Below are 19247 nucleotides of genomic sequence, written 5' to 3' on the forward strand. Positions count from 1 at the left end.
CGGAGGTGCTGACGATGAGAGAAGAACGCTACCATCTGGCATTGGACGCTTATGATAAAAATATTGTCATTCCTTGCTTTCTGCGGTATTCTTTCCATCGTGTGGTTTGCCCTCTTGACCGCCCTGTATGTAGATGGCGGTCTGCTTTGAGGAGCGATCATTGTGCTTGCCTGTATTATCTTTTCGCTCTTTGCCGCAGCACCGCCTGTTGTCAATTCTGATGCGGCGGCAGTTACAATGGTGTAGAGTTATGTAGGCGAGCTGATCTTTAATATACTCATCTTAGTTGGTGCGGTCAAAATGGCAGACCGAGTAGTGCGTGAGATGATGGGATTGTAATGCAAAATTTTTCTGTGCGTATTGACTTGGTTGTATGAAATGAGTATAATATGGGTAGAATAATACTATCTAATATACGAGAAGGAGGTTTTGTTATGAATATTCGTCCATCCGCAGCAATCCGCCAGAATTACAACGAGATTGCCGATATGTGCAGAAAGACCGCAGAGCCGATTTTCCTTACCAAGAACGGCGAGGGAGATTTAGTCGTTATGGATATTGAAACTTATAACCGCAGGGAAAAAATGCTGAAGCTGCGTGAGGAACTGCTTGCCGTAGAGGAAGATAGGATGCGTGGAAGCAAAGGCTACTCTGTTGATGAAGTCGCTGCGATGATGCGTAGTGCAATCAAGGAGGCGGCAGGTCATGGAACAGCAGAATAAATACCATGTGATTGTATCGGAACGGGCAACGCAGATGCTTGTTTCCCACGCTGCTTTTCTGGCACAGGTCAGTCCAGAAGCGGCGGAACGGCTGACAGCTGAATTTGAAAAGGCTGCAAATTCATTAGAACTGATGCCGCAGAGATGTCCGTGGCTCACAGGGGAATATATCCCAAGAAATGCTTATCGTTTTATCCTGTTTGAGAAACGCTATATGATCATATTCCAGATAGTAGACGATATAGTCTACGCCGATTATGTGGTAGATTGTAGGCAGGATTACAGTTGGCTCATTCGATAACAACAAAACAACTTTCAGAAATCGTCACTTATAGTTGGGTGGCGATTTTTTTGTGCCTGAAAGTATCAACAAGAAAGGATGATAGAAATGAAGAAAAAAGAAAAATATTACCAGATTTATCGTATTCATTTACTGAATGGAGAAGTGATTGAAGCGTCAGAAGAATACGACCTGCCTGTTGAAAAAGGACTGGTGGGAAAATTCCAAAAGGCAGACGACAACAAAATATTTGAAATAGGAGATGCTGTTTCTGGATTGCTTTATGTCCCAAAACGCAGCATCCTTTTTATAGCGACAGGAGAGGTTAGGAAGGGATGGTGCTAATATGGAGGTCAAGATAAATAAGGAGATCCGTAATTATACGGAAAGTATGTTTTTTGGACTGTCGATGCAGCAGTTCATTTTTTCTGTCTTTGCCTGTGGCGTGGCGATGGCTTTGTATTTTGTGCTCCGTCCGTACTTTGGCACGGAAACATTAAGCTGGATGTGTATTTTAGGAGCTTCGCCTTTTGCAGCTTTGGGTTTTATCAAGTACAACGGGATGACAGCGGAGCAGTTCGTCTGGGCACGGATAAAATCAGAGTTTATCATGCCAAAAAAGCTGTTGTTTTCCCCAGATAATCTCTATTATGAAGCCTTAAAAGAAACGATTTACATCCACGAAAAAGAAGCTCTGGGTATCCGTATCCGCAGAAAGCAAAAGAGCAGACAGAGAAAGAAATCTCAAAAGAGCAAGGAGGTATCGTATGATTAAGACATTGAAAAATCTGTTTAGGCAGGATAAGGAAAAGTTTGTCGTACCAAAACATGTTTGGCTATCCTTGAAAAATGCGAAGGTCCTTTGCACTGCAATCGCCGATGAGCTGTCTGAACTTAATCCTGATAATGCGGAATTATATAAGAAAAATCTTGACGTATATGTAGAAAAACTATCCAATTTGGATATGGAATATCAGCAGACAGTAGATACTTCTGAACGGAATACACTTTTGTTCGGTGATCGTTTTCCGTTCCGCTATCTGGTGGATGACTATGGATTAAGCTACTATGCCGCTTTTGCAGGCTGTTCCGCAGAAACGGAGGCCAGTTTTGAAACGATTACATTTCTTGCAGGGAAAGTAGATGAACTTGGTTTGCACAACGCTTTGACAATTGAAAAATCCGATCAGAAAATTGCACAGACAATCATCCAAAATACGAAGGAGAAAAATCAGAAAATTTTGACGATGGATTCTATGCAGTCTACCACTTCCGAGAATGTTTCTAACGGTGCCACTTATCTTTCTATTATGGAAAATAATCTTGAGATTTTAAAGGAAGCGTTGAAATAAGGAGGGGTATCATGGCTCAAATCATTTGTCAAAATTTATCGCTGGGATATGACGGTAAGGCTATCCTACAAAATTTGAACTTTTCTATTCACTCTGGGGATTACTTTTGCATTGTGGGAGAGAATGGTTCTGGTAAATCCACCTTGATGAAAACATTGCTTCTTTTGTAGCCTCCTGTTAGCGGTAGTATTTTGATAGGTGACGGGCTGAAACCGAATGAAATCGGTTATCTTCCACAGCAGACATTGGTACAGCGGGATTTTCCGGCATCCGTGAGAGAAATCGTTCTCTCTGGATGCCAGAATCGTTGCAGTTTTCGCCCATTTTACAGCAGAGAAGAGAAAATGCTTGCCGCTGCAGCTATGGAAAAAATGCAGATCAGTCATCTTGCCAGAAACTGTTATCGGGAGTTATCCGGCGGACAGCAGCAGCGCGTCCTTTTAGCAAGGGCTTTGTGTGCCGCCCGCAAGGTGCTGCTCTTAGATGAGTCAGTGTCAGGACTTGACCCAAAAGTGACGGTAGAAATGTATCGTTTCATTGAAGAATTAAACAAAAGAGACGGAATGACTATTATCATGATTTCCCATGATATTGCGGCGGCGGTTCATTATGCCAGTCACATTTTACACATTGGTCAGAGTGTCTTTATTGGATCGAAACAGGAATACCTGCAAAGCGGTATTGGAAAGAGCTTTGCCGGAACAGCAGGAGGTAAGTAGAATGATTGAGAAGTTGGCATTTTATTTTCAATATCCCTTTGTGTGGTATGCACTGGTTGTCGGGATTTTGATTGCTCTTTGTTCATCCCTGCTTGGCGTAACACTGGTATTGAAACGATTTTCCTTTATTGGAGACGGGCTTTCCCATGTTGCCTTTGGCGCTATGGCGGTGGCGACAATCTTGAACTTTACAAATGATATGATTTTTATCCTGCCCGTTACTGTAATTTGCGCCATTTTGCTGCTCCGTACCGGGCAAAATACAAAAATCAAAGGAGACGCTGCGATTGCCATGATCTCGGTGGGTGCGTTGGCGGTTGGTTATCTGCTGATGAATATTTTTTCCACTGGACCAAATCTTTCGGGAGATGTATGCAGCACCTTGTTTGGATCCACCTCTATTTTGACATTGACAGAAAGCGAGGTCTGGTTGTGCGCAGTACTGTCGATTATCGTGGTGATCTTGTTCCTGCTATTTTACAATAAGATTTTTGCTGTGACCTTTGATGAAAATTTTGCAAAAGCAACGGGAACAAGGGCAGATTTATTCAATCTGTTGATTGCCGTTATTGTTGCGTTAATCATTGTGCTGGCTATGAACTTAGTTGGTTCCCTGTTGATTTCTGCGCTGGTAATCTTTCCTGCGTTGTCTGCCATGCGGATATTTAAGAGTTTTTTGAGCGTTACGATTTGTTCGTCCATATTGTCTGTGATATGCGCTTTGGCAGGCATCTTGATTTCTATTCTTGCGGGAACACCGGTAGGTTCTACAATTGTAGTGATTGATATAATGGCATTTGGAATTACTTATGTGATTGGCAGGGGGTAGGGAGGTAGAGATATGAATAAAGTGAAAAAATTGCCTGTTCTGTTTCTGATGTTCCTTTTGATAATGGGATGCAGCAACAATGACAGAAGTCGTAATCCTGTAAATAATAGCAATTCTGTTGATAAGGTAATCAAAGAGCAAATCAACGATGCTGATGATGCAAGCGAGAGCGCAGATACAGAGACATCAGACACGGGAAGTATTGATACAGAAGAAAATCCAAGTATGGGCAGCCAAACAGAACCATTGGAAGAAGTAGCTCCGCAGAGTGCGGATGGCGTGGACTATGATCTTACTACTATGAATAGCGATATGGTATATGCTACTGTTTATCAGATGATGATAGAGCCGGATGCCTATATAGGAAAAACAATTCGTATGGATGGACTTTATTATGCCGGATATGATAAACGGACAGACCGGCATTGTCATTACTGTATTATTCAAGATGCTATGGCATGTTGTGCCCAGGGCTTAGAATTTGTCTGGGATGACGGAAGTCATGTATATCCGGATGAATACCCACAGGACAACACGAATGTGGTGGTGCAAGGTGTGTTTGAAACCTATCAGAAAGAAGGCGGTAATTACTGTCGGTTAAAAGACACCTCATTGGAAGTAAAAAAATAATCATTAATTATTTGGTTAAGTAGAAGATAATAATTCAGAAAAGAGGTCTTCAAAAAGCAATAGAAGAATGCTTCTTATCGGCAATGGCATTCAAAAAATATATAGAAATAAACACTGAAAAAGAGAGTTTGTTAACAGGTTCCGAACTTTGTGTAAACCTTCAAACTGATGTAAGATATATCTTCCATGCATGTTACGAATTCAGCATTTGTTTTGCTTGAGAGGCAACAGTAGTCGTTATGGTAAGGTCGAAGTTTGTTTTTAGAGAATGCCGGCTGGATTCCTTGCTAATGGGTTCTTCCAATGCAACTTTCATCCATTTTAAGAATATTTCTCGAAAATGGCAATGTTCCGATTCATAAATCAGCAGGCGAACGTACGATTCGTACGTATTGTCTGGGTAAAAAGAATTGGATGTTTCATAATATCCAATTTGAGAGTTCTTTTATACTTACTTATTCTTTCTATCCTTCTTTTAATGAAAATCACTAAAATAAAATGAAATTTACACGTTTTTCATAATTTATACAATTAACTTTTTTTCGTAGTTATTGTATAGTAGAAAATGATTAAAATCATTTTTTCGGGTAAAAACAGGTGATCTTTGACACTACTAAGCACTATGAGAAGGGCAAAGAATGGAAGGCAGAAAGCGAGTGTTTACATATCAAAGAGAGAGGACTTTTTATATGAATTTAAATGAGCAGGATTTGAAAAAAGTCAAATCCTTACATGTCATGTTGAAAATGCCGGTATGGATATTGGAAAAAGAAACAAATAAAGTTTTAGAAAGCTATAAATCAGTTTATAAGCATCCTATTTCTTATGAATTTAAAGAAAGGACTATCTCAGAAGAAGTTGTACAATTTTATAGCGGGATGTTAAATGAACTTTTTTTATGTCTGTGGTATAAGGATGTAAAAATTGTGATTGGAGCTTTTAGGGTTAACAATGTTACAAGGGCGGATTTTTCTCATGTTTATAATAATCTAACAAAAGAAAGCAAAAAAGTTTTAAAAGAAAACGAGTGTTGGGAATATTATGTATCGCTTCCCGTATATCCTCTGGGAGATATCAGAGATTGTTTGATTCTTCTGGGATTTTTGTTTGATATGGATTTGGAGGATGTTTATTCGAAAGAACTGTATGAGCAAGTGGCGCAAAACCAGTTGGAGTTGGTAAGGAAACCATCTGGAGACACAGTGTATGATTCCTTCCGTGTGGAGCAATACACATTTGATTATGAAAATAAAATCATGAATCTTGTAAGTCAGGGCGATATTGAATTATTAAAAAGTGGTCTTGTAGAATTGGGAACAAGTGTTTTGCCAATTTTGACTAGCAGTTCTTTGAAAACAGAAAAGAATTATACGATTATTATTCTGGAAAAACTGGCATCACTGGCAATTCAGGTCGGGAAGGATATTCTATCAGTAATCAAACTGAGAAGTTATTATATTAGAAAGCTAGAGGAACAAACAGAGTTTATAGGGGTTTTAGCAACGCGAGACAGTGCGATCATCCATTTTACAAAAGAGCTTCACGGGGAATCGAATCAGGCCAGAACACCCCTGATTCGATGTGTCTTACAATATATTAATTTGAAAATTTATGACAGTATCAAAGTTGCAGAACTTGCAAAACAGTTCTATTTATCAGAAAGTGCACTTCGTAGCAGATTTAAAGAAGAAATAGGCGTATCCATCAATGAGTATGTCAACCAGAGAAAGATTGAGGAATCAAAGATGATGATTCGGTCAGGGGTTCCGATAGGAGAAATTGCAAGGTGTTTGAGTTTCTATGATCTGTCTCATTATTACCGCACTTTTAAAAAATATACAGGTGTGACACCACAGCAATTCAGGGATACAAATATTGTGGTATAGAAAATCAGACCTGTTTTGATTGCAGGGGGAGTGATTCTTATAGATGAAAAATCTGAATTAAATGGTTAGATAAAAGATAATCAAACACAAGAAAGGAGTAAAAAGAAGTTATGATACAAAGAAAGTTAAAAAAGAAATTCTCAATGCTTTTAGCGCTGATGTTAACTTTTGGAACAATGTTCTCAGGCACAATGTCTGTACATGCCGAAGAAGCTCTACAGGAAGTTTTAAGTTTATCGTTTGATACGGACGAGGTAAAAAAGCCGGTTCTTGGAGATACAGTACCAGATAGTTTTAATGTTCAGCCAAATGATGGGAACAGCCTTACAGATGATAGTGAAGTATTTCTAAGCTGGAGGGTAAAACAGGCTGACGGAACGTGGGATTACGCAAAACCCACATCGGAAACAGTACAGTTCGAGGCTGGAAAAGAATATCGCTTAAGATTTGACATCCAGAATCTTAAGGTAACAGATGGAAAAGCATTTCCCGATAATGTCCCTGCTGTTAAAGTGAATGATATGAATGTATCTGTCGTGACGGATGATAATGTTACAGATTCTTACTATACCAAAACAGATGATACAACCGTATCATTTGCGATGTATTCAAAATCCTTTAAAATAGAAAATATAATATTGGAAGTTCCGCCAGCAGAAACACCGGAAAAAACATTTATCGTTACCAAAGACACGGACGGCTCTGAAATTGGTCGATATGACACGCTTCAGGAGACACTGGGAGCTATTAACGGTGATAATAAAGATAAGTGGAATGCATATACCGTTATGGTAACCCGTGATTATACAGAAGATGACAGGGCTCCGGTCATTCCTATGAATGCGACGGTCACTGTTACCTCATCTCCGGGGAATCAATTTGTGATTACGCGCGCAGACCCGGGTAGGGCGTGGTCATCAAAGCATTTCAGTCTTGGCGGTGATGCGTCTCTGATTCTGAAGAATATCATCCTGGATGGGAACAATGCCATGGGAGGTATTTATTCGGATGGAGGTGTTGGAGTGCATACAAGGGCTACCACGATTATCTTGGATAAGGGAACCGTTATAAGAAACTGTCTTGGGAGAGGAAGTGATCCGTATACGCCGTGGTCAGGCGGAGCAGTCGTTACCTTAGGCAACGGCAAAGGCGTCGTAACGACGATTAAGGAAGGCGCCAGAATCGAAAACTGCAAAAGCTCAGAAGGCTATGATGGCGGAGCGGCCTATATAGATGTAGGTACACAGCTTAACGTAGAAGGTGGTGTTATTGAAGGTTGTGAAGCGATTGGCACTGAAGTTACAGTTGGGGGGAGTACCCGTCACAGTAATGGTGGCGCGATTATGTTACATGGCACAATGAACATGACTGGTGGTACAATTTCTAATAATAAGACGACTGCCAGCGGAGGCGGTATCGCTGTATCTGATACCGGCAGACTTTCTATAACAGGGGGAACGATTGAGGGAAATAACGGAGCGCATGGCGGCGGTGTTTTCATTCAGGAAAGTACGGCAGAAACTAAGATAGAAAATGCCACATTTACAGGAAATCAAGCTAAATATGGTGGAGGAATATACCTACACAAGAATGCTGGAATAAATGTAAGTAACAGTACATTTGCCGATAATTTTGCAATACAGGGCGGTGCAATTTATACCGGAAATTCTGATTATGGCAATCCGGCGGATACAACCAAATATCAGACTGTTAAACTTGCAGGTGATGTGAGCTTCGAAAACAACTCCGCTTCATATGGACTTTACACTCCGCCTGAAAATGCAGATGAGTTTACGAATCTTAAATTTTCAAAAACATCTGTGACAGGTAAAAATATTTTTCCTGTGGATTCCCTTTTGACAAACTATGATATTAACTATATCAACGGGAATAAGGTCGATCCAACTGAAAAGTATCAAATTCTTTTTGAATTTAAAAGTACAACTGCAGACAGAGATTTGCCAAGTGATATATTGGATTTACTTCCAGACCCAATAAGTGGCATTAAAAAAGGCGATAAAGTAACTTTACCTATTTTTGCTGATTCTGAAATCAAGGTAGAAGATGGAAAGTGGGTATTCACAGGCTGGAAAGACGGAACAGAAATAGTAGTTAATGACAATATGTTGGTAGTTGGTGAATGGAAGTTTTCCCCAAATATGAGTGTTATCAATAATGTGCCTACGATTTCAGCAAATGATGTTACATTGAATGTAGGAGATACTTTTGACCCATTATCAGGCGTTAGTGCAACGGACAAAGAAGATGGCGGTATTACGCTGACAAAGGATAATATCATTGCGAATGATGTAGATACTTCTAAAGCAGGTATTTATCATGTGACATATAAGGTGACTGACAAAAACGGAGCTTCTGCTGAAAAGACAATTACTGTTACAGTAAAAGAAAAAACTACTAACAAACCACAACAGCCACAGAAACCAAACAAACCAACAAAGCCTAATAAACAGACTAAAAATCCAAAAACAGGTGATATGTCCAATATAAGTTTATTTGCTTTTATGTTTGTTGGATCAAGTGGTGCATTAGCTGTTCTATTTGCTAAAAAGCGTAAAAGAAATAAAAATGTATAGCAAGAAAACAAGTAATTAATTCGTGTTAAAGGATACCCAATGAGGTGTCCTTTTCAAATGTGCGAAAGAGAAAATTTACGAATATGTTATGCAGAATATTGAAATTAGATCAGCTATTGAAAATTTTTACAAGCGAATATCGTTTGAAAGGTACGAAATGGCTGCAAAATGCGCAAGAATTATAAAAATATAGGCAACGAGTGTCTTGATTCACACCTTGATTTTTACGTATTATAAATATAAAAATAGATAGGATATATATCGACTATGTGGAAAACAAAAAATATGTAAAAATAAAGAAAGGGGAAAACGTGGAAGAATATACAAAAGGAAGAGTAACTATTCCGACAGATGTGGACGTGGTGGAAGAGACACTGGAATTAATTGAAAAATGGGGAGCGGATGCGATCAGGGACTGCGATGGAACAGATTACCCGGAGGCCTTAAAACATGTGGAGGCCAAAGTATATTCGACTTACTACACGACACGCAAGGATAATGAGTGGGCAAAGAAGAATCTAGACGAGATACAGCAGATGTATATAATGACTCCGTTCTATACTGCTGTGGGAAGTAAGCTGTCCGTTCATCTAATGGACCATCTGTATCCGGATATGCTAAAGGTAAATGACAGAGACGATATAACGAGATGGTGGGAGATAATCGATCGTACAGAAGGAGTGACAGTTCCAGCGTCTCAATGGAGTTATGATGCAGAAAGCGGAGATGTAACCATCCATAATACAAAAGAATTTCATGAGTATACAGTAAGTTTTTTGGCATACATTATGTGGGATCCGGTACATATGTACAATGCAGTGACAAATGGCTGGAGCAACTTTGAAAAGCAGATTACCTTTGATGTACGTCAGCCGAAGACGCATGCCTATTCTATGAAACGATTGCGCAGATATTTGAAAGATAATGCTCATGTGGATGTCATTCGTTTTACAACGTTTTTCCATCAGTTCACATTGATTTTTGATGAACTGGCGCGGGAGAAGTATGTGGACTGGTACGGATATTCGGCTTCTGTAAGCCCGTATATTTTAGAACAGTTTGAGCGGGAGGCTGGATATAAGTTTCGTCCGGAATTTATTATTGATCAGGGATATATGAATAATCCGTACAGGATCCCCTCGAAGGAATTCTTGGATTTCCAGGGTTTCCAGAGAAGAGAAGTGGCGAAACTGGTAAAAGAGATGGTAGATATCACCCATGAATATGGCAAAGAAGCCATGATGTTTTTAGGCGATCACTGGATTGGAACAGAGCCTTTTATGGAGGAATTTAAACAGATTGGTCTGGATGCTGTCGTAGGGAGTGTGGGGAACGGCTCTACGCTACGTCTTATCAGTGACATAGAAGGGGTAAACTATGTGGAAGGCCGACTTCTCCCTTATTTCTTTCCGGATACCTTCTATGAAGGCGCAGATCCAGTCAAGGAGGCGAAGACGAATTGGGTGACGGCCAGACGTGCGATTTTGAGAAAACCAATTGACCGGATAGGCTATGGGGGATATTTAAAGCTGGCGGTGAAATTTCCAGAGTTTATCAGTTATGTAGAGAGTGTGTGCCGGGAGTTTCGCACTCTTTATGAAAATATTAAAGGAGCGGAGCCGTATTGTGTCAAGAAAGTAGCAGTTTTGAATTGTTGGGGGAAAATGCGCGCCTGGGGTAACCACATGGTACATCATGCTATTTACCACAAGCAGAATTATTCTTATGCGGGAATTATCGAGGCACTCAGCGGAGCGCCTTTCGATATAAGTTTTATAAGTTTTGATGATATCAGAAAAAAGCCGGGCATTCTGGATGAGATGGATGTGCTCCTCAATGTGGGAGACGCGGACACGGCGTATACGGGCGGAGAAAATTGGACAGATGAGAAGATCCTATCTGCGGTGAAGCGATTCGTCTACAATGGCGGAGGTTTTATCGGAGTGGGAGAGCCGGCGGCTCATCAGTATGAAGGACACTTTTTTCAGCTTGCTACGATGATGGGAGTGGAAAAAGAGACAGGTTTTACCCTTAATGTAGATAAATATAATTGGAAAGAATATCCTCATTTTATTATAGAAGACTATAAAGGCGAGATAGATTTTGGAGAGGGTAAGAAGAATATATATGCGTTGGATGGTACGAAGATCCTCGTACAGAGAGAAAAGGAAGTGCAGCTTGCTGTCAATGAATTTGGAAGCGGGCGCTGTGTCTATATCAGCGGACTGCCCTATAGTTCTGAGAACAGCCGCCTTTTGTACCGAGCGGTTCTATGGTCTGCGCATGGAGAAAAGGAATTGCACAAATGGTTCAGTTCTAATTATAATGTAGAAGTGCATGCCTATGTGAAAAATGGAAAATACTGTGTTGTCAACAATGCATATGAGCCACAGAGTACTATCGTATATAAAGGAGATGGAAGTAGTTTTAAATTGGATCTAGAGGCGACGGGAATTTACTGGTATGAAATCTGAACCAGAAAAAAATAGGCGGCAGAAAAAACGTATTGCTCAGGAGTAAGAACTCTTTGCAATACGTTTTTCATATATTATCTGTCAGAAGTAGGAGCAGTCCAAGAGTGTAGATACCTGTATCTAAGAGGCGCGATTCCGTACTGATTGCGAAATGCCTGTGAAAAATATGTCTGTGAAGAAAAACCGGCGATAGAAGCAATATTAGAAAGAGAATGGTCTGTATCTTTTAACAGCATGCAGGCGGCGTCTAAACGTCTTAAATTTAGATACTGTATGGGAGGGATTCCTACATATTTTGTGAAAGAACGCGCTATATAGTATTTATTCATATGCGTAAGTCTCGCCAGCGTATTTAATGTAATGCGATCAGAATAGTGGGAGTCTAGGTACTGTTTTATGTAGGCGCATTCTTTTGCGATATGTGTATTTTGGACCGGAAGAGGAACTAAATTTTGCAGACGGGTGATCTTGACAATGAGTATTTTCAATAAATGCTGGCAGATAGCGTCTGCCCCGTATTCATTTCGGCGTGCTTCACGCAGTATTTGAGAAAAGAGATCAGTGAATACGGCTTTGTTTTTAAGATGAAAAAAAATCTGTTCTGCCGTCTGCTCGCCCTTCTTAGTGAAAATAATACCGTCGATCCCCAGAACATAATACTCCAGGGGAGTATCCTTGAGCGACTGTTCGCTGTGTCCCACATAAGGCGGAATAATAATCAGATCACCGGACTTGATGGGATAGATACTGTCCTTAAATAAGAAATTTCCTTTTCCGTTTACGACTAAAAAAAGCTCTGTAAAGCCATGCGTATGAAGTATACTGCCCCAATCAGAGTCGTCCTTAGAGAAAGAAACAGAGCGGAGACAGATTTGTGGTATTTGTATAGTTGTATTCTTTATGGAGTGATATTGATAACTCATAACCAGGCCTCCTGACTATTTATATGAAAAACCTCTGAAGATGGCTTTATTATAGCCTTAACAAGGAAAAAAAATCAAGAAATCTAAAAATAAAAGAGCGAAAATACAAGGAATTACACTATAATTAAAGGTTTTTTGAGCGTTATAAGACGGATTAGACTGTAAAAAGTCAATATTTATAAAAATAGAGGAAATATTCGAATAGAAAGATTACAGTGAAGAAGGTAAGATTAATATAACAAAACCCAAAATAACAAATCTAAGTAAAAGGAGGAAAATTGTTATGAAAAAGAAAATAGTAAGTTTGTCTCTTATAACGACGCTGCTGGCTGCGTCAGTCCTAGGATGTGCATCAAAAGAAGGCGGCGGAAACGACAGCGATGGGAAATATAGCGGAGTTACTTTGAATTATTGGTCTATGTGGAATTCTTCGGAGCCGCAGGGAAAGGTGATTCAGGAGGCGGCAGACGCTTTTGCAGAAGAGACGGGAGCAACGATCAATATTGAGTGGAAGGGAAGAGATATCAATACATTACTTTCCACGGCGCTGTCTTCCGAAGAGGAGATCGACATTTTTGAAGACAGCTACATGAATATTGCAAAGAATTATGCGGATTATTCCTATGATCTGACCGATATGGCTAAGGAGGCAGGATATGCGGAACAGAGTTTTGCGTGTTTCAATGATAAGGTGATTGAATGGGCAGGGTTCCTGTGCGCTATTACAGAACAGCCGCAGGTTGGTGGTGTATGGTATAACAAAGATATCTTTGAAGACTGCGGAATAAGCGAGACTCCGGCAACATGGGATGAATTTCTGGAGGTGTGCCAGATATTAGTTGATAACGGGTATCAGCCATTGGCATTAGATAGTGCATATGCAGATTTTACCTATGGTTACCATTTGGATCGTATCATCGGACAAGATGTGATTAAAGATATGGCGATTAACGGCGGATGGAGTAAGCAAGAAGGTGTTGCACAGGCAGCGGATGATATTATTGACTTTGTAAAGAAGGGATATCTGGCAAAAGGAGCACCTGACGAATATCCGGCAAGTCAGAACAAGATGGGAACAGAACAGGATATTGCAATGGTAGTGTGCGCGAATTATGTTACTTCAGAGGTGGCGACAAATACAGGCGCCGAATTAAAATGGGGAATGTTTAACTATCCAGAAGTAGAAGGTGGAGTGGATCCGGTAAACGCATTTGCCGGGGCGAATTCTATCGCGATTTCTTCTTACAGCGAAAACGAACAGGCAGCATTTGACTTTATTATGTTATTGACATCTGGGAAATGGGACCAGAAGATGGCTGACACAGCTTCACAGATTCCAGCAGATCCGTCTAATACAGAGCCGGATACATTAAGCGGTTCTATTGAGACTCTAAAAGAGACAACTGCTCCGTTAGACTGGAATATGGGAATGAATGATAACTCTGATTTAAAAGCAAATTTTAAAGATACGATCATTAAACTGTATGAAGGGAAATTTGCTACAGGTCAGGAGTTTGCAGAGGCTATGGATGCTCTCTATTAAAATATAGGTCAGATAACAAAAGAGGCGGCATATCGTTGTGTAGGTCGCCTCTTTTTTAAGGAGGGTTTGGAAAGTTGAAGAAAAACAGGCGGATGATATTTGGTTTTATGCTGCCATGTGTGGTAAGCGTCCTGGCTATGTTTCTATATCCTACGATTAGAACGCTTGTAATGAGTTTTTTTAAAATAGAAGATATAGCGGACGAGGTGTCTACATGGAGTTTTTACGGAATCGAGAACTATCTGAAGATTTTCGGAAGTTCAACCTGGCGTGTATCTATGTTGAATATGGGGAGGATATGGCTGTTCGGCGGAATCCTGACGCTGTCGATCGCCCTTTTATTTGCAGTGATTCTCACAAGCGGAATTCGATACAAGAAATTTTTTCGGGCTGCGATTTATCTTCCGAACGTTATTAGTGCAGTCGCAATGGCAACCATGTGGATCCAATACATTTATAATCAGGATTATGGTATGCTGAACAGGCTTTTAAATTCTTTGGGTTTTGACGGTGTGAAATGGCTCGGTACGAACATGAAGTTCTGGGCGCTTTTGTTTGCGTTTATATTTGGCGCTATCGGTTATTATATGTTGATTTTTATAAGCGGTATTGAACGGATTCCGCAGGATCTTTTTGAGGCGGCGACAATAGACGGCGCAAATAAAATACAGCAGTTCAGTAAAATTACAATACCTCTTCTGCGTGGTATTATCAAGACGAATATCACATTTTGGACGGTGCATACGATCACATTTTTCGTTTGGTCGAAAATGTTTTCTCCGATCGATACGGAAGCGACGACAATTGTTCCTGTTGTTTATCTGTATGATACAGCGTTCGGCGGTAAGAATACTGCGGTAAGAGACGCAGGAGCAGGTGCGGCGGTCGGTGTAGTTCTTGCTGTTTTAGTTCTTATCATTTATTTTATTATGAACAAATTGATAAAAGAGGATGACTTGGAATTTTAAGGGACAGCATACAATCAGGGAAAATTGTTTTTATACCGATGGAGGGAATTATGAGTAAAAAGAATAAATATAAACAGAAAATAAACTGGAAAAGAGAATTGTCTCTTTTGCCGGGATACCTGATCGTAACTGTGTGGATCGTATTTACAGCGGCATTTTTGATTTGGATATTGGGAGCAAGTTTATCGACTTCTGCGGAAATATTTACCGGTTCCATTTTTAAGTTCGAGACAGGATTTCACTGGGAGAACTATAAAAGCGCATGGGAAACGCAGAACGTATCAGTATTTTTTTTGAACTCGTTACTGTACGCTGCAGTTGCCTGTGTGTTCGTTATATTGATATCGGCTCCGGCGGCATATGTATTGTCCAGATACGAATTTGTGGGAAACAAAATGATTAAATCAGGGTTGATCATAGCAATGAGTATACCGGTTATTATGATCATTATGCCGCTTTTTGCTTTGGCTACACAGTGGCAGATAAAAGGGCGGCTCTTGCTGATGTTGCTGTATATTTTCTTGAACGTGCCGTTTACGACGACCTATCTATTGAATTTCTTTGCCACGCTGTCAAAAACATATGAGGAAGCGGCGGCGATTGACGGATGCGCTCCGGTGAAAACCTTCTGGGTAATTATGCTCCCGTTGGTCCAGCCGGCGATCATCACGGTGACGATTTTTAATTTCCTGTCTGTATGGAACGAGTTCTTTATTGCTTTGATCTTCGCAAGTACAGACAAGATGAAATCTGTTGGAGTAGGGCTTCTGCAGATTGTAAATTCTATGAAGTATACGGGAAATTATGGAGGCCTGTTTGCTGCAGTGGTGATCGTATTTTTGCCTACTTTTATTTTATACATCCTATTATCAGAGAAGATTATATCTGGCGTTACAGGCGGAGGCGTAAAAGGCTGATATTCTGATATGTTTATGCCGGGGACAGTGCGGAAGCTAAAGTCGGCAGATATTCTTTTCCTGGAATCAGACGTCCGTTTTCGACGAATCCTTCTGGGCGTTCTTTTAGGCAGTTGATCAAAAGGGTTCTTAAGTATTGGATCCTGTCCTGGTATACGGGGTTGTGGATTTCATTGCATAGTTCATGGGGATCTTCTTTAAGATGGAAATATTGCTCTGTACCGGACTGCGTATACCAGATGTATTTATCGGTTTCGGTTACAATCCATTGGTTGGAATGTTCCCCATAGGAATGTTCTCCGTGGAGCCATGTGCGCAAAGGGGGTGCTTCTTTTGGGGATTGGGCAAGTGCAAGGAAACTTTTTCCATCTACGCTGTCTGGAATGTCTGTTTTTGCGATTTCTAGGAGAGTAGGCATGACATCCCGCAGTTCGAGTATGCTGCGGCATACACAAGACTGCTTAATGCCCAGATCCACATTTTTCCCGGCAGAAAGAAATAGGGGGATATGGCAGCTTCCTTCATAGGGACGAGATTTACGGAACATATGGTGATCACATAACTCTTCGCCATGATCGGAGGTAAAAAGAATAAGCGTGTCATCATAGAGTTCATGCTCGATGAGAGCAAGGATCAAACGCCCTATCTGGTGATCTAAATGGGTGATGCATGCATAATATCCGATTTGCGCCTGCCGTATCAATTCTGGATCTAGCGGTCCGGTTTTTGAATCGAATATTCTGCCAGTTTTCTCTAATTCTTCTGTACTTTCCCATGTACCGATAAATGGAGGGCGAAGCGATTTGTTTTCATATAGATGAAAGTAGTGGGCGGGTGCATCAAACGGCGGGTGAGGACGCAGATAAGAAGCCATCAGGAAGAATGGTTTGTTGGGGTCACGCCTTCTCAGAAAATCAATACTGCGATCAGTGACCCAGTTGGTAGGATGATATATTTCCTCACGCAGCCACGGACGGGAAAGGTAACTGTTACAATCCAGACCGGTTTCTGTAACATCTGCGGATACGCCAAGATTTTGTTTCAGCCAGTAGAAATAGTCATCTGCTATAAATTGTGATTCCTGGTAGGAGACGTTTGCATAACGTGCAGAATGGAGATATCCATCATGCAGCTCTACATTGTGGAAACCAAGATAGTTGCGGAGAGGATGGACATGCATTTTGCCAACACATTGGGTGTAATATCCAGCTGTAGAGAGTTCTCCGGCAAGAGAGTGTGTATATTGCCACGTTATATTGTCTTCGTAACCGACACGTCCGTGATGACTTTGTTCCATTCCAGTATGAAGCGCGGCTCTAGCGGCAATGCAGCTTGGGCATGCACTGTATGCGTGATCAAAGACAATGCCTTTTGCAGCGAGGGTATCGAGGTAGGGGGTCTTTACATCAGGATGTCCGGCATATCCCAGGCAGTCGCCTCTAAGCTGATCGGTCATAATGAAAAGAATATTAGGCTGTTTCATTTTGTTTCCTCCTTGCTATATGTATTTTGTATCCTCTTATTGCCTTATGATGTACTAAAGCATGGGACAAAAGTATCTCGTATTATATATCCAACATAATACAAGCAGAGATGAAAAGCAATGGAGAAATCGGTTATTGAAAAAACTGTCCATAAAAAAGTGGAAAAAGAAATCAAGAAAAAATGTAAAAGAAATGAGGTATGATCATGAAAACATTCATTGGTGTGGATTTGGGCGGAACAAATGTAAGGGCGGCTGTCGTAAAGGAAGATGGTACGATCTTGTGTATGAACAAGGATGAAAGTCATCCTGAAAAGGGCGCCGAGGCGGTGATGAAAACAATGATTTCTTTAATTAAAGGTCTGGATGGATATGAAAATTGCAAGGGGATTGGAATGGGGATTCCCGGTCCTATTGATACAGTTCATGGAAAAATCATCGTGTCTACGAATCTGCCGAAACTGATTGGGTTTCCAATTGTAGACTATATGAAGGACTATTTCCGCAAACCTGTTCGCATAGATAATGACGTGAAAGCAGCGGCGTTAGGAGAGGCGGTTTTAGGATCGGGGAAGGGATACCCTATTGTATATTATGTGACGATTTCTACAGGGATCGGCGGAGCGCTTGTGATCGACAGGAAAGTGGTAAGCGGTCAGAACGGACATGCGGGAGAAATCGGCAATATATGCATTGACCGAAACCGTAAAAAGTATAATATCTTAAATGTGGGAGCGGTGGAGAATGAGGCAAGCGGCACCGCGTTGACCCGGAAAGGGCGTGAACTTTTTTCAGATACGATTTTTGATGCCGGAGATGTATTTGAATTAGCTCGTGCAGGCAATGAGAGAGCGATAAAGCTTGTGGATGAGATGGCCTATGATTTGGCAATGATGTTCTGCGCGGTAGGGCACGTGATCGATCCGCACGTGTTTGTAGTCGGCGGAGGTGTGATGAAAGGGAAGGATGTATTTTTTGAAAAAATGGAGAGATATTACCGAAGTATGATACATGAAGGGATGCAGAAAGTTGTATTTAAAGAAGCACTTTTGGAAGAACCAGGGATTGTAGGGGCGGCGATGCTTGTTAGAGAATTATGAAGCAATGTGTCAAACAGTATAAAAAGGAGAACATTACATAAAAAGTAGTAAAAAAAGTAAAAATAGGGTTGACAGGTACGATGAGATGTGATAGTCTATACAAGCTGTCGCGAGAGAACGCTAGAAAGCGAGAAGAAAGCGGCGCATAGTCGCAAAGGTGAAGAAAAAGAAAAACCTGAGCAGCGGCAAAGAAAAATAAAAAAGTTCTTGACAACAGGCAATGAGTTTGGTAAGATAAAGAAGTTGTCGCTCAAGAGCGAAACAAAGCACCTTGATAACTGAACAATAGACAACGATCCTTGAAAATTCTTAAGAGAAAATTCAAAGAACGGTTTGGAAAACGAACCAAGAACAGTAAAAGGATAAGAATTAGCTAGTAGTTAATTCTGGTCCGGACGAACAAAGAAGCTCCAACAGTTCTAAACTCGAGGGAAACCTCGTTAAGAACGTGCGGAGCGTATAAACGGTAAGACTTGAAAGAACCAAGTCCAACCTTTTTATACGAGAGTTTGATCCTGGCTCAGGATGAACGCTGGCGGCGTGCCTAACACATGCAAGTCGAGCGAAGCGCTTTGGTGGAATTCTTCGGAAGGAAAGTGAAGTGACTGAGCGGCGGACGGGTGAGTAACGCGTGGGTAACCTGCCTCATACAGGGGGATAACAGTTAGAAATGACTGCTAATACCGCATAAGACCACAGCACCGCATGGTGCAGAGGTAAAAACTGAGGTGGTATGAGATGGACCCGCGTCTGATTAGCTAGTTGGTGAGGTAGAGGCTCACCAAGGCGACGATCAGTAGCCGACCTGAGAGGGTGACCGGCCACAT

General features: G+C 41.0%; 17 protein-coding genes, 1 rRNA gene and 2 pseudogenes. 18 read left to right on the forward strand and 2 right to left on the reverse strand.

All coding sequences use genetic code 11. The annotated features are described in order from the left end of the window. Window positions 1-150 precede the first annotated feature (150 nt). The 12 genes and pseudogenes from BN3282_RS14505 to gnpA form a co-directional block, all read left to right on the forward strand. A pseudogene (locus BN3282_RS14505) lies at window positions 151-339 on the forward strand (hypothetical protein); the annotation flags it as partial. 95 nt (window positions 340-434) lie between these two features. Continuing rightward, window positions 435-722 (forward strand): type II toxin-antitoxin system Phd/YefM family antitoxin, encoded by a 288-nt coding sequence (locus BN3282_RS00745; RefSeq protein ID WP_059066239.1) that lies wholly within the window; start codon window positions 435-437, stop codon window positions 720-722. Further along, entirely contained in the window at window positions 706-1023 is a 318-nt protein-coding gene (locus BN3282_RS00750) for a type II toxin-antitoxin system RelE/ParE family toxin (protein WP_059066240.1), read from the forward strand. The genes BN3282_RS00745 and BN3282_RS00750 overlap by 17 nt, the downstream gene beginning before the upstream one ends. A gap of 87 nt (window positions 1024-1110) precedes the next feature. After that, a complete protein-coding gene (locus tag BN3282_RS00755) occupies window positions 1111-1347 on the forward strand; it encodes a hypothetical protein (protein ID WP_059066241.1) in 237 nt (78 codons plus the stop codon). Between the two features lies 1 nt (window position 1348). Further along, complete coding sequence (locus BN3282_RS00760) at window positions 1349-1777, forward strand: PrgI family protein (protein ID WP_059066242.1); 429 nt, start codon at window positions 1349-1351, stop codon at window positions 1775-1777. Further along, entirely contained in the window at window positions 1770-2354 is a 585-nt protein-coding gene (locus BN3282_RS00765) for a metal ABC transporter substrate-binding protein (protein ID WP_082667414.1), read from the forward strand. Before BN3282_RS00760 ends, BN3282_RS00765 begins: the two co-directional genes overlap by 8 nt. An 11-nt stretch (window positions 2355-2365) precedes the next feature. Next, window positions 2366-3073: pseudogene (locus BN3282_RS00770) on the forward strand (metal ABC transporter ATP-binding protein). Between the two features lies 1 nt (window position 3074). Continuing rightward, the gene (locus tag BN3282_RS00775; RefSeq protein WP_059066243.1) at window positions 3075-3902 is read left to right on the forward strand and encodes a metal ABC transporter permease; all 828 of its coding nucleotides are present in this window, start codon (window positions 3075-3077) and stop codon (window positions 3900-3902) included. Between the two features lie 12 nt (window positions 3903-3914). Then, window positions 3915-4532: a hypothetical protein gene (locus BN3282_RS00780; protein ID WP_059066244.1), complete on the forward strand. Its 618-nt coding sequence runs from the start codon at window positions 3915-3917 to the stop codon at window positions 4530-4532. Window positions 4533-5221: 689 nt separating this feature from the next. Continuing rightward, the gene (locus BN3282_RS00785; protein WP_059066268.1) at window positions 5222-6418 is read left to right on the forward strand and encodes a YSIRK-targeted surface antigen transcriptional regulator; all 1197 of its coding nucleotides are present in this window, start codon (window positions 5222-5224) and stop codon (window positions 6416-6418) included. 110 nt (window positions 6419-6528) lie between these two features. Beyond that, entirely contained in the window at window positions 6529-9012 is a 2484-nt protein-coding gene (locus BN3282_RS00790) for an SHIRT domain-containing protein (protein WP_059066245.1), read from the forward strand. Window positions 9013-9323: 311 nt separating this feature from the next. Continuing rightward, window positions 9324-11486, forward strand: coding sequence for a 1,3-beta-galactosyl-N-acetylhexosamine phosphorylase (gnpA, locus tag BN3282_RS00795; protein ID WP_059066269.1), 2163 nt, complete (start codon window positions 9324-9326; stop codon window positions 11484-11486). A gap of 74 nt (window positions 11487-11560) precedes the next feature. On the opposite strand, the gene BN3282_RS00800 is transcribed toward gnpA, so the two are convergent. Further along, complete coding sequence (locus BN3282_RS00800; RefSeq protein WP_059066246.1) at window positions 11561-12409, reverse strand: helix-turn-helix transcriptional regulator; 849 nt, start codon at window positions 12407-12409, stop codon at window positions 11561-11563. 283 nt (window positions 12410-12692) lie between these two features. Between BN3282_RS00800 and BN3282_RS00805 the strand changes: the two genes are divergently transcribed. The 3 genes from BN3282_RS00805 (at window position 12693) to BN3282_RS00815 (ending at window position 15837) form a co-directional block, all read left to right on the forward strand. After that, window positions 12693-13952, forward strand: coding sequence for an ABC transporter substrate-binding protein (locus tag BN3282_RS00805; RefSeq protein ID WP_059066247.1), 1260 nt, complete (start codon window positions 12693-12695; stop codon window positions 13950-13952). A 74-nt stretch (window positions 13953-14026) separates the two neighbouring features. Next, window positions 14027-14920 carry a carbohydrate ABC transporter permease gene (locus tag BN3282_RS00810; RefSeq protein WP_059066248.1) on the forward strand — a complete coding sequence of 298 codons (894 nt, stop codon included), beginning with the start codon at window positions 14027-14029 and terminating at the stop codon, window positions 14918-14920. Window positions 14921-14970: 50 nt separating this feature from the next. Then, window positions 14971-15837, forward strand: coding sequence for a carbohydrate ABC transporter permease (locus BN3282_RS00815; RefSeq protein ID WP_242866569.1), 867 nt, complete (start codon window positions 14971-14973; stop codon window positions 15835-15837). 13 nt (window positions 15838-15850) lie between these two features. Here BN3282_RS00815 and BN3282_RS00820 read toward each other — a convergent pair whose 3' ends face one another. Further along, entirely contained in the window at window positions 15851-17320 is a 1470-nt protein-coding gene (locus tag BN3282_RS00820) for an arylsulfatase (RefSeq protein WP_059066250.1), read from the reverse strand. A 206-nt stretch (window positions 17321-17526) separates the two neighbouring features. Here BN3282_RS00820 and BN3282_RS00825 point away from each other — a divergent pair, with 206 nt between their 5' ends. The 3 genes from BN3282_RS00825 to BN3282_RS00835 form a co-directional block, all read left to right on the forward strand. Further along, window positions 17527-18420 (forward strand): ROK family protein, encoded by an 894-nt coding sequence (locus BN3282_RS00825; protein ID WP_059066251.1) that lies wholly within the window; start codon window positions 17527-17529, stop codon window positions 18418-18420. Window positions 18421-18507: 87 nt separating this feature from the next. Next, entirely contained in the window at window positions 18508-18702 is a 195-nt protein-coding gene (locus tag BN3282_RS15160) for a hypothetical protein (protein ID WP_059066252.1), read from the forward strand. Window positions 18703-18917: 215 nt separating this feature from the next. Beyond that, window positions 18918-19247 (forward strand): 16S ribosomal RNA (locus BN3282_RS00835); the annotation flags it as partial.

Source organism: Mediterraneibacter massiliensis (assembly GCF_001487105.1).
Taxonomy (GTDB): domain Bacteria; phylum Bacillota; class Clostridia; order Lachnospirales; family Lachnospiraceae; genus Mediterraneibacter; species Mediterraneibacter massiliensis.

Bases quoted from the DNA above. Each gene is read 5' to 3' on its own strand.
- BN3282_RS00760 (WP_059066242.1), top strand. From the start codon at position 1,349: ATGGAGGTCAAGATAAATAAGGAGATCCGTAATTATACGGAAAGTATG.
- BN3282_RS00755 (WP_059066241.1), top strand. From the start codon at position 1,111: ATGAAGAAAAAAGAAAAATATTACCAGATTTATCGTATTCATTTACTG.
- BN3282_RS00750 (WP_059066240.1), top strand. From the start codon at position 706: ATGGAACAGCAGAATAAATACCATGTGATTGTATCGGAACGGGCAACG.
- BN3282_RS00745 (WP_059066239.1), top strand. From the start codon at position 435: ATGAATATTCGTCCATCCGCAGCAATCCGCCAGAATTACAACGAGATT.
- BN3282_RS00790 (WP_059066245.1), top strand. From the start codon at position 6,529: ATGATACAAAGAAAGTTAAAAAAGAAATTCTCAATGCTTTTAGCGCTG.
- BN3282_RS00825 (WP_059066251.1), top strand. From the start codon at position 17,527: ATGAAAACATTCATTGGTGTGGATTTGGGCGGAACAAATGTAAGGGCG.
- BN3282_RS00785 (WP_059066268.1), top strand. From the start codon at position 5,222: ATGAATTTAAATGAGCAGGATTTGAAAAAAGTCAAATCCTTACATGTC.
- BN3282_RS00815 (WP_242866569.1), top strand. From the start codon at position 14,971: ATGAGTAAAAAGAATAAATATAAACAGAAAATAAACTGGAAAAGAGAA.
- BN3282_RS00765 (WP_082667414.1), top strand. From the start codon at position 1,770: ATGATTAAGACATTGAAAAATCTGTTTAGGCAGGATAAGGAAAAGTTT.
- BN3282_RS00780 (WP_059066244.1), top strand. From the start codon at position 3,915: ATGAATAAAGTGAAAAAATTGCCTGTTCTGTTTCTGATGTTCCTTTTG.
- BN3282_RS00805 (WP_059066247.1), top strand. From the start codon at position 12,693: ATGAAAAAGAAAATAGTAAGTTTGTCTCTTATAACGACGCTGCTGGCT.
- BN3282_RS00820 (WP_059066250.1), bottom strand. From the start codon at position 17,320: ATGAAACAGCCTAATATTCTTTTCATTATGACCGATCAGCTTAGAGGC.
- BN3282_RS00775 (WP_059066243.1), top strand. From the start codon at position 3,075: ATGATTGAGAAGTTGGCATTTTATTTTCAATATCCCTTTGTGTGGTAT.
- BN3282_RS00800 (WP_059066246.1), bottom strand. From the start codon at position 12,409: ATGAGTTATCAATATCACTCCATAAAGAATACAACTATACAAATACCA.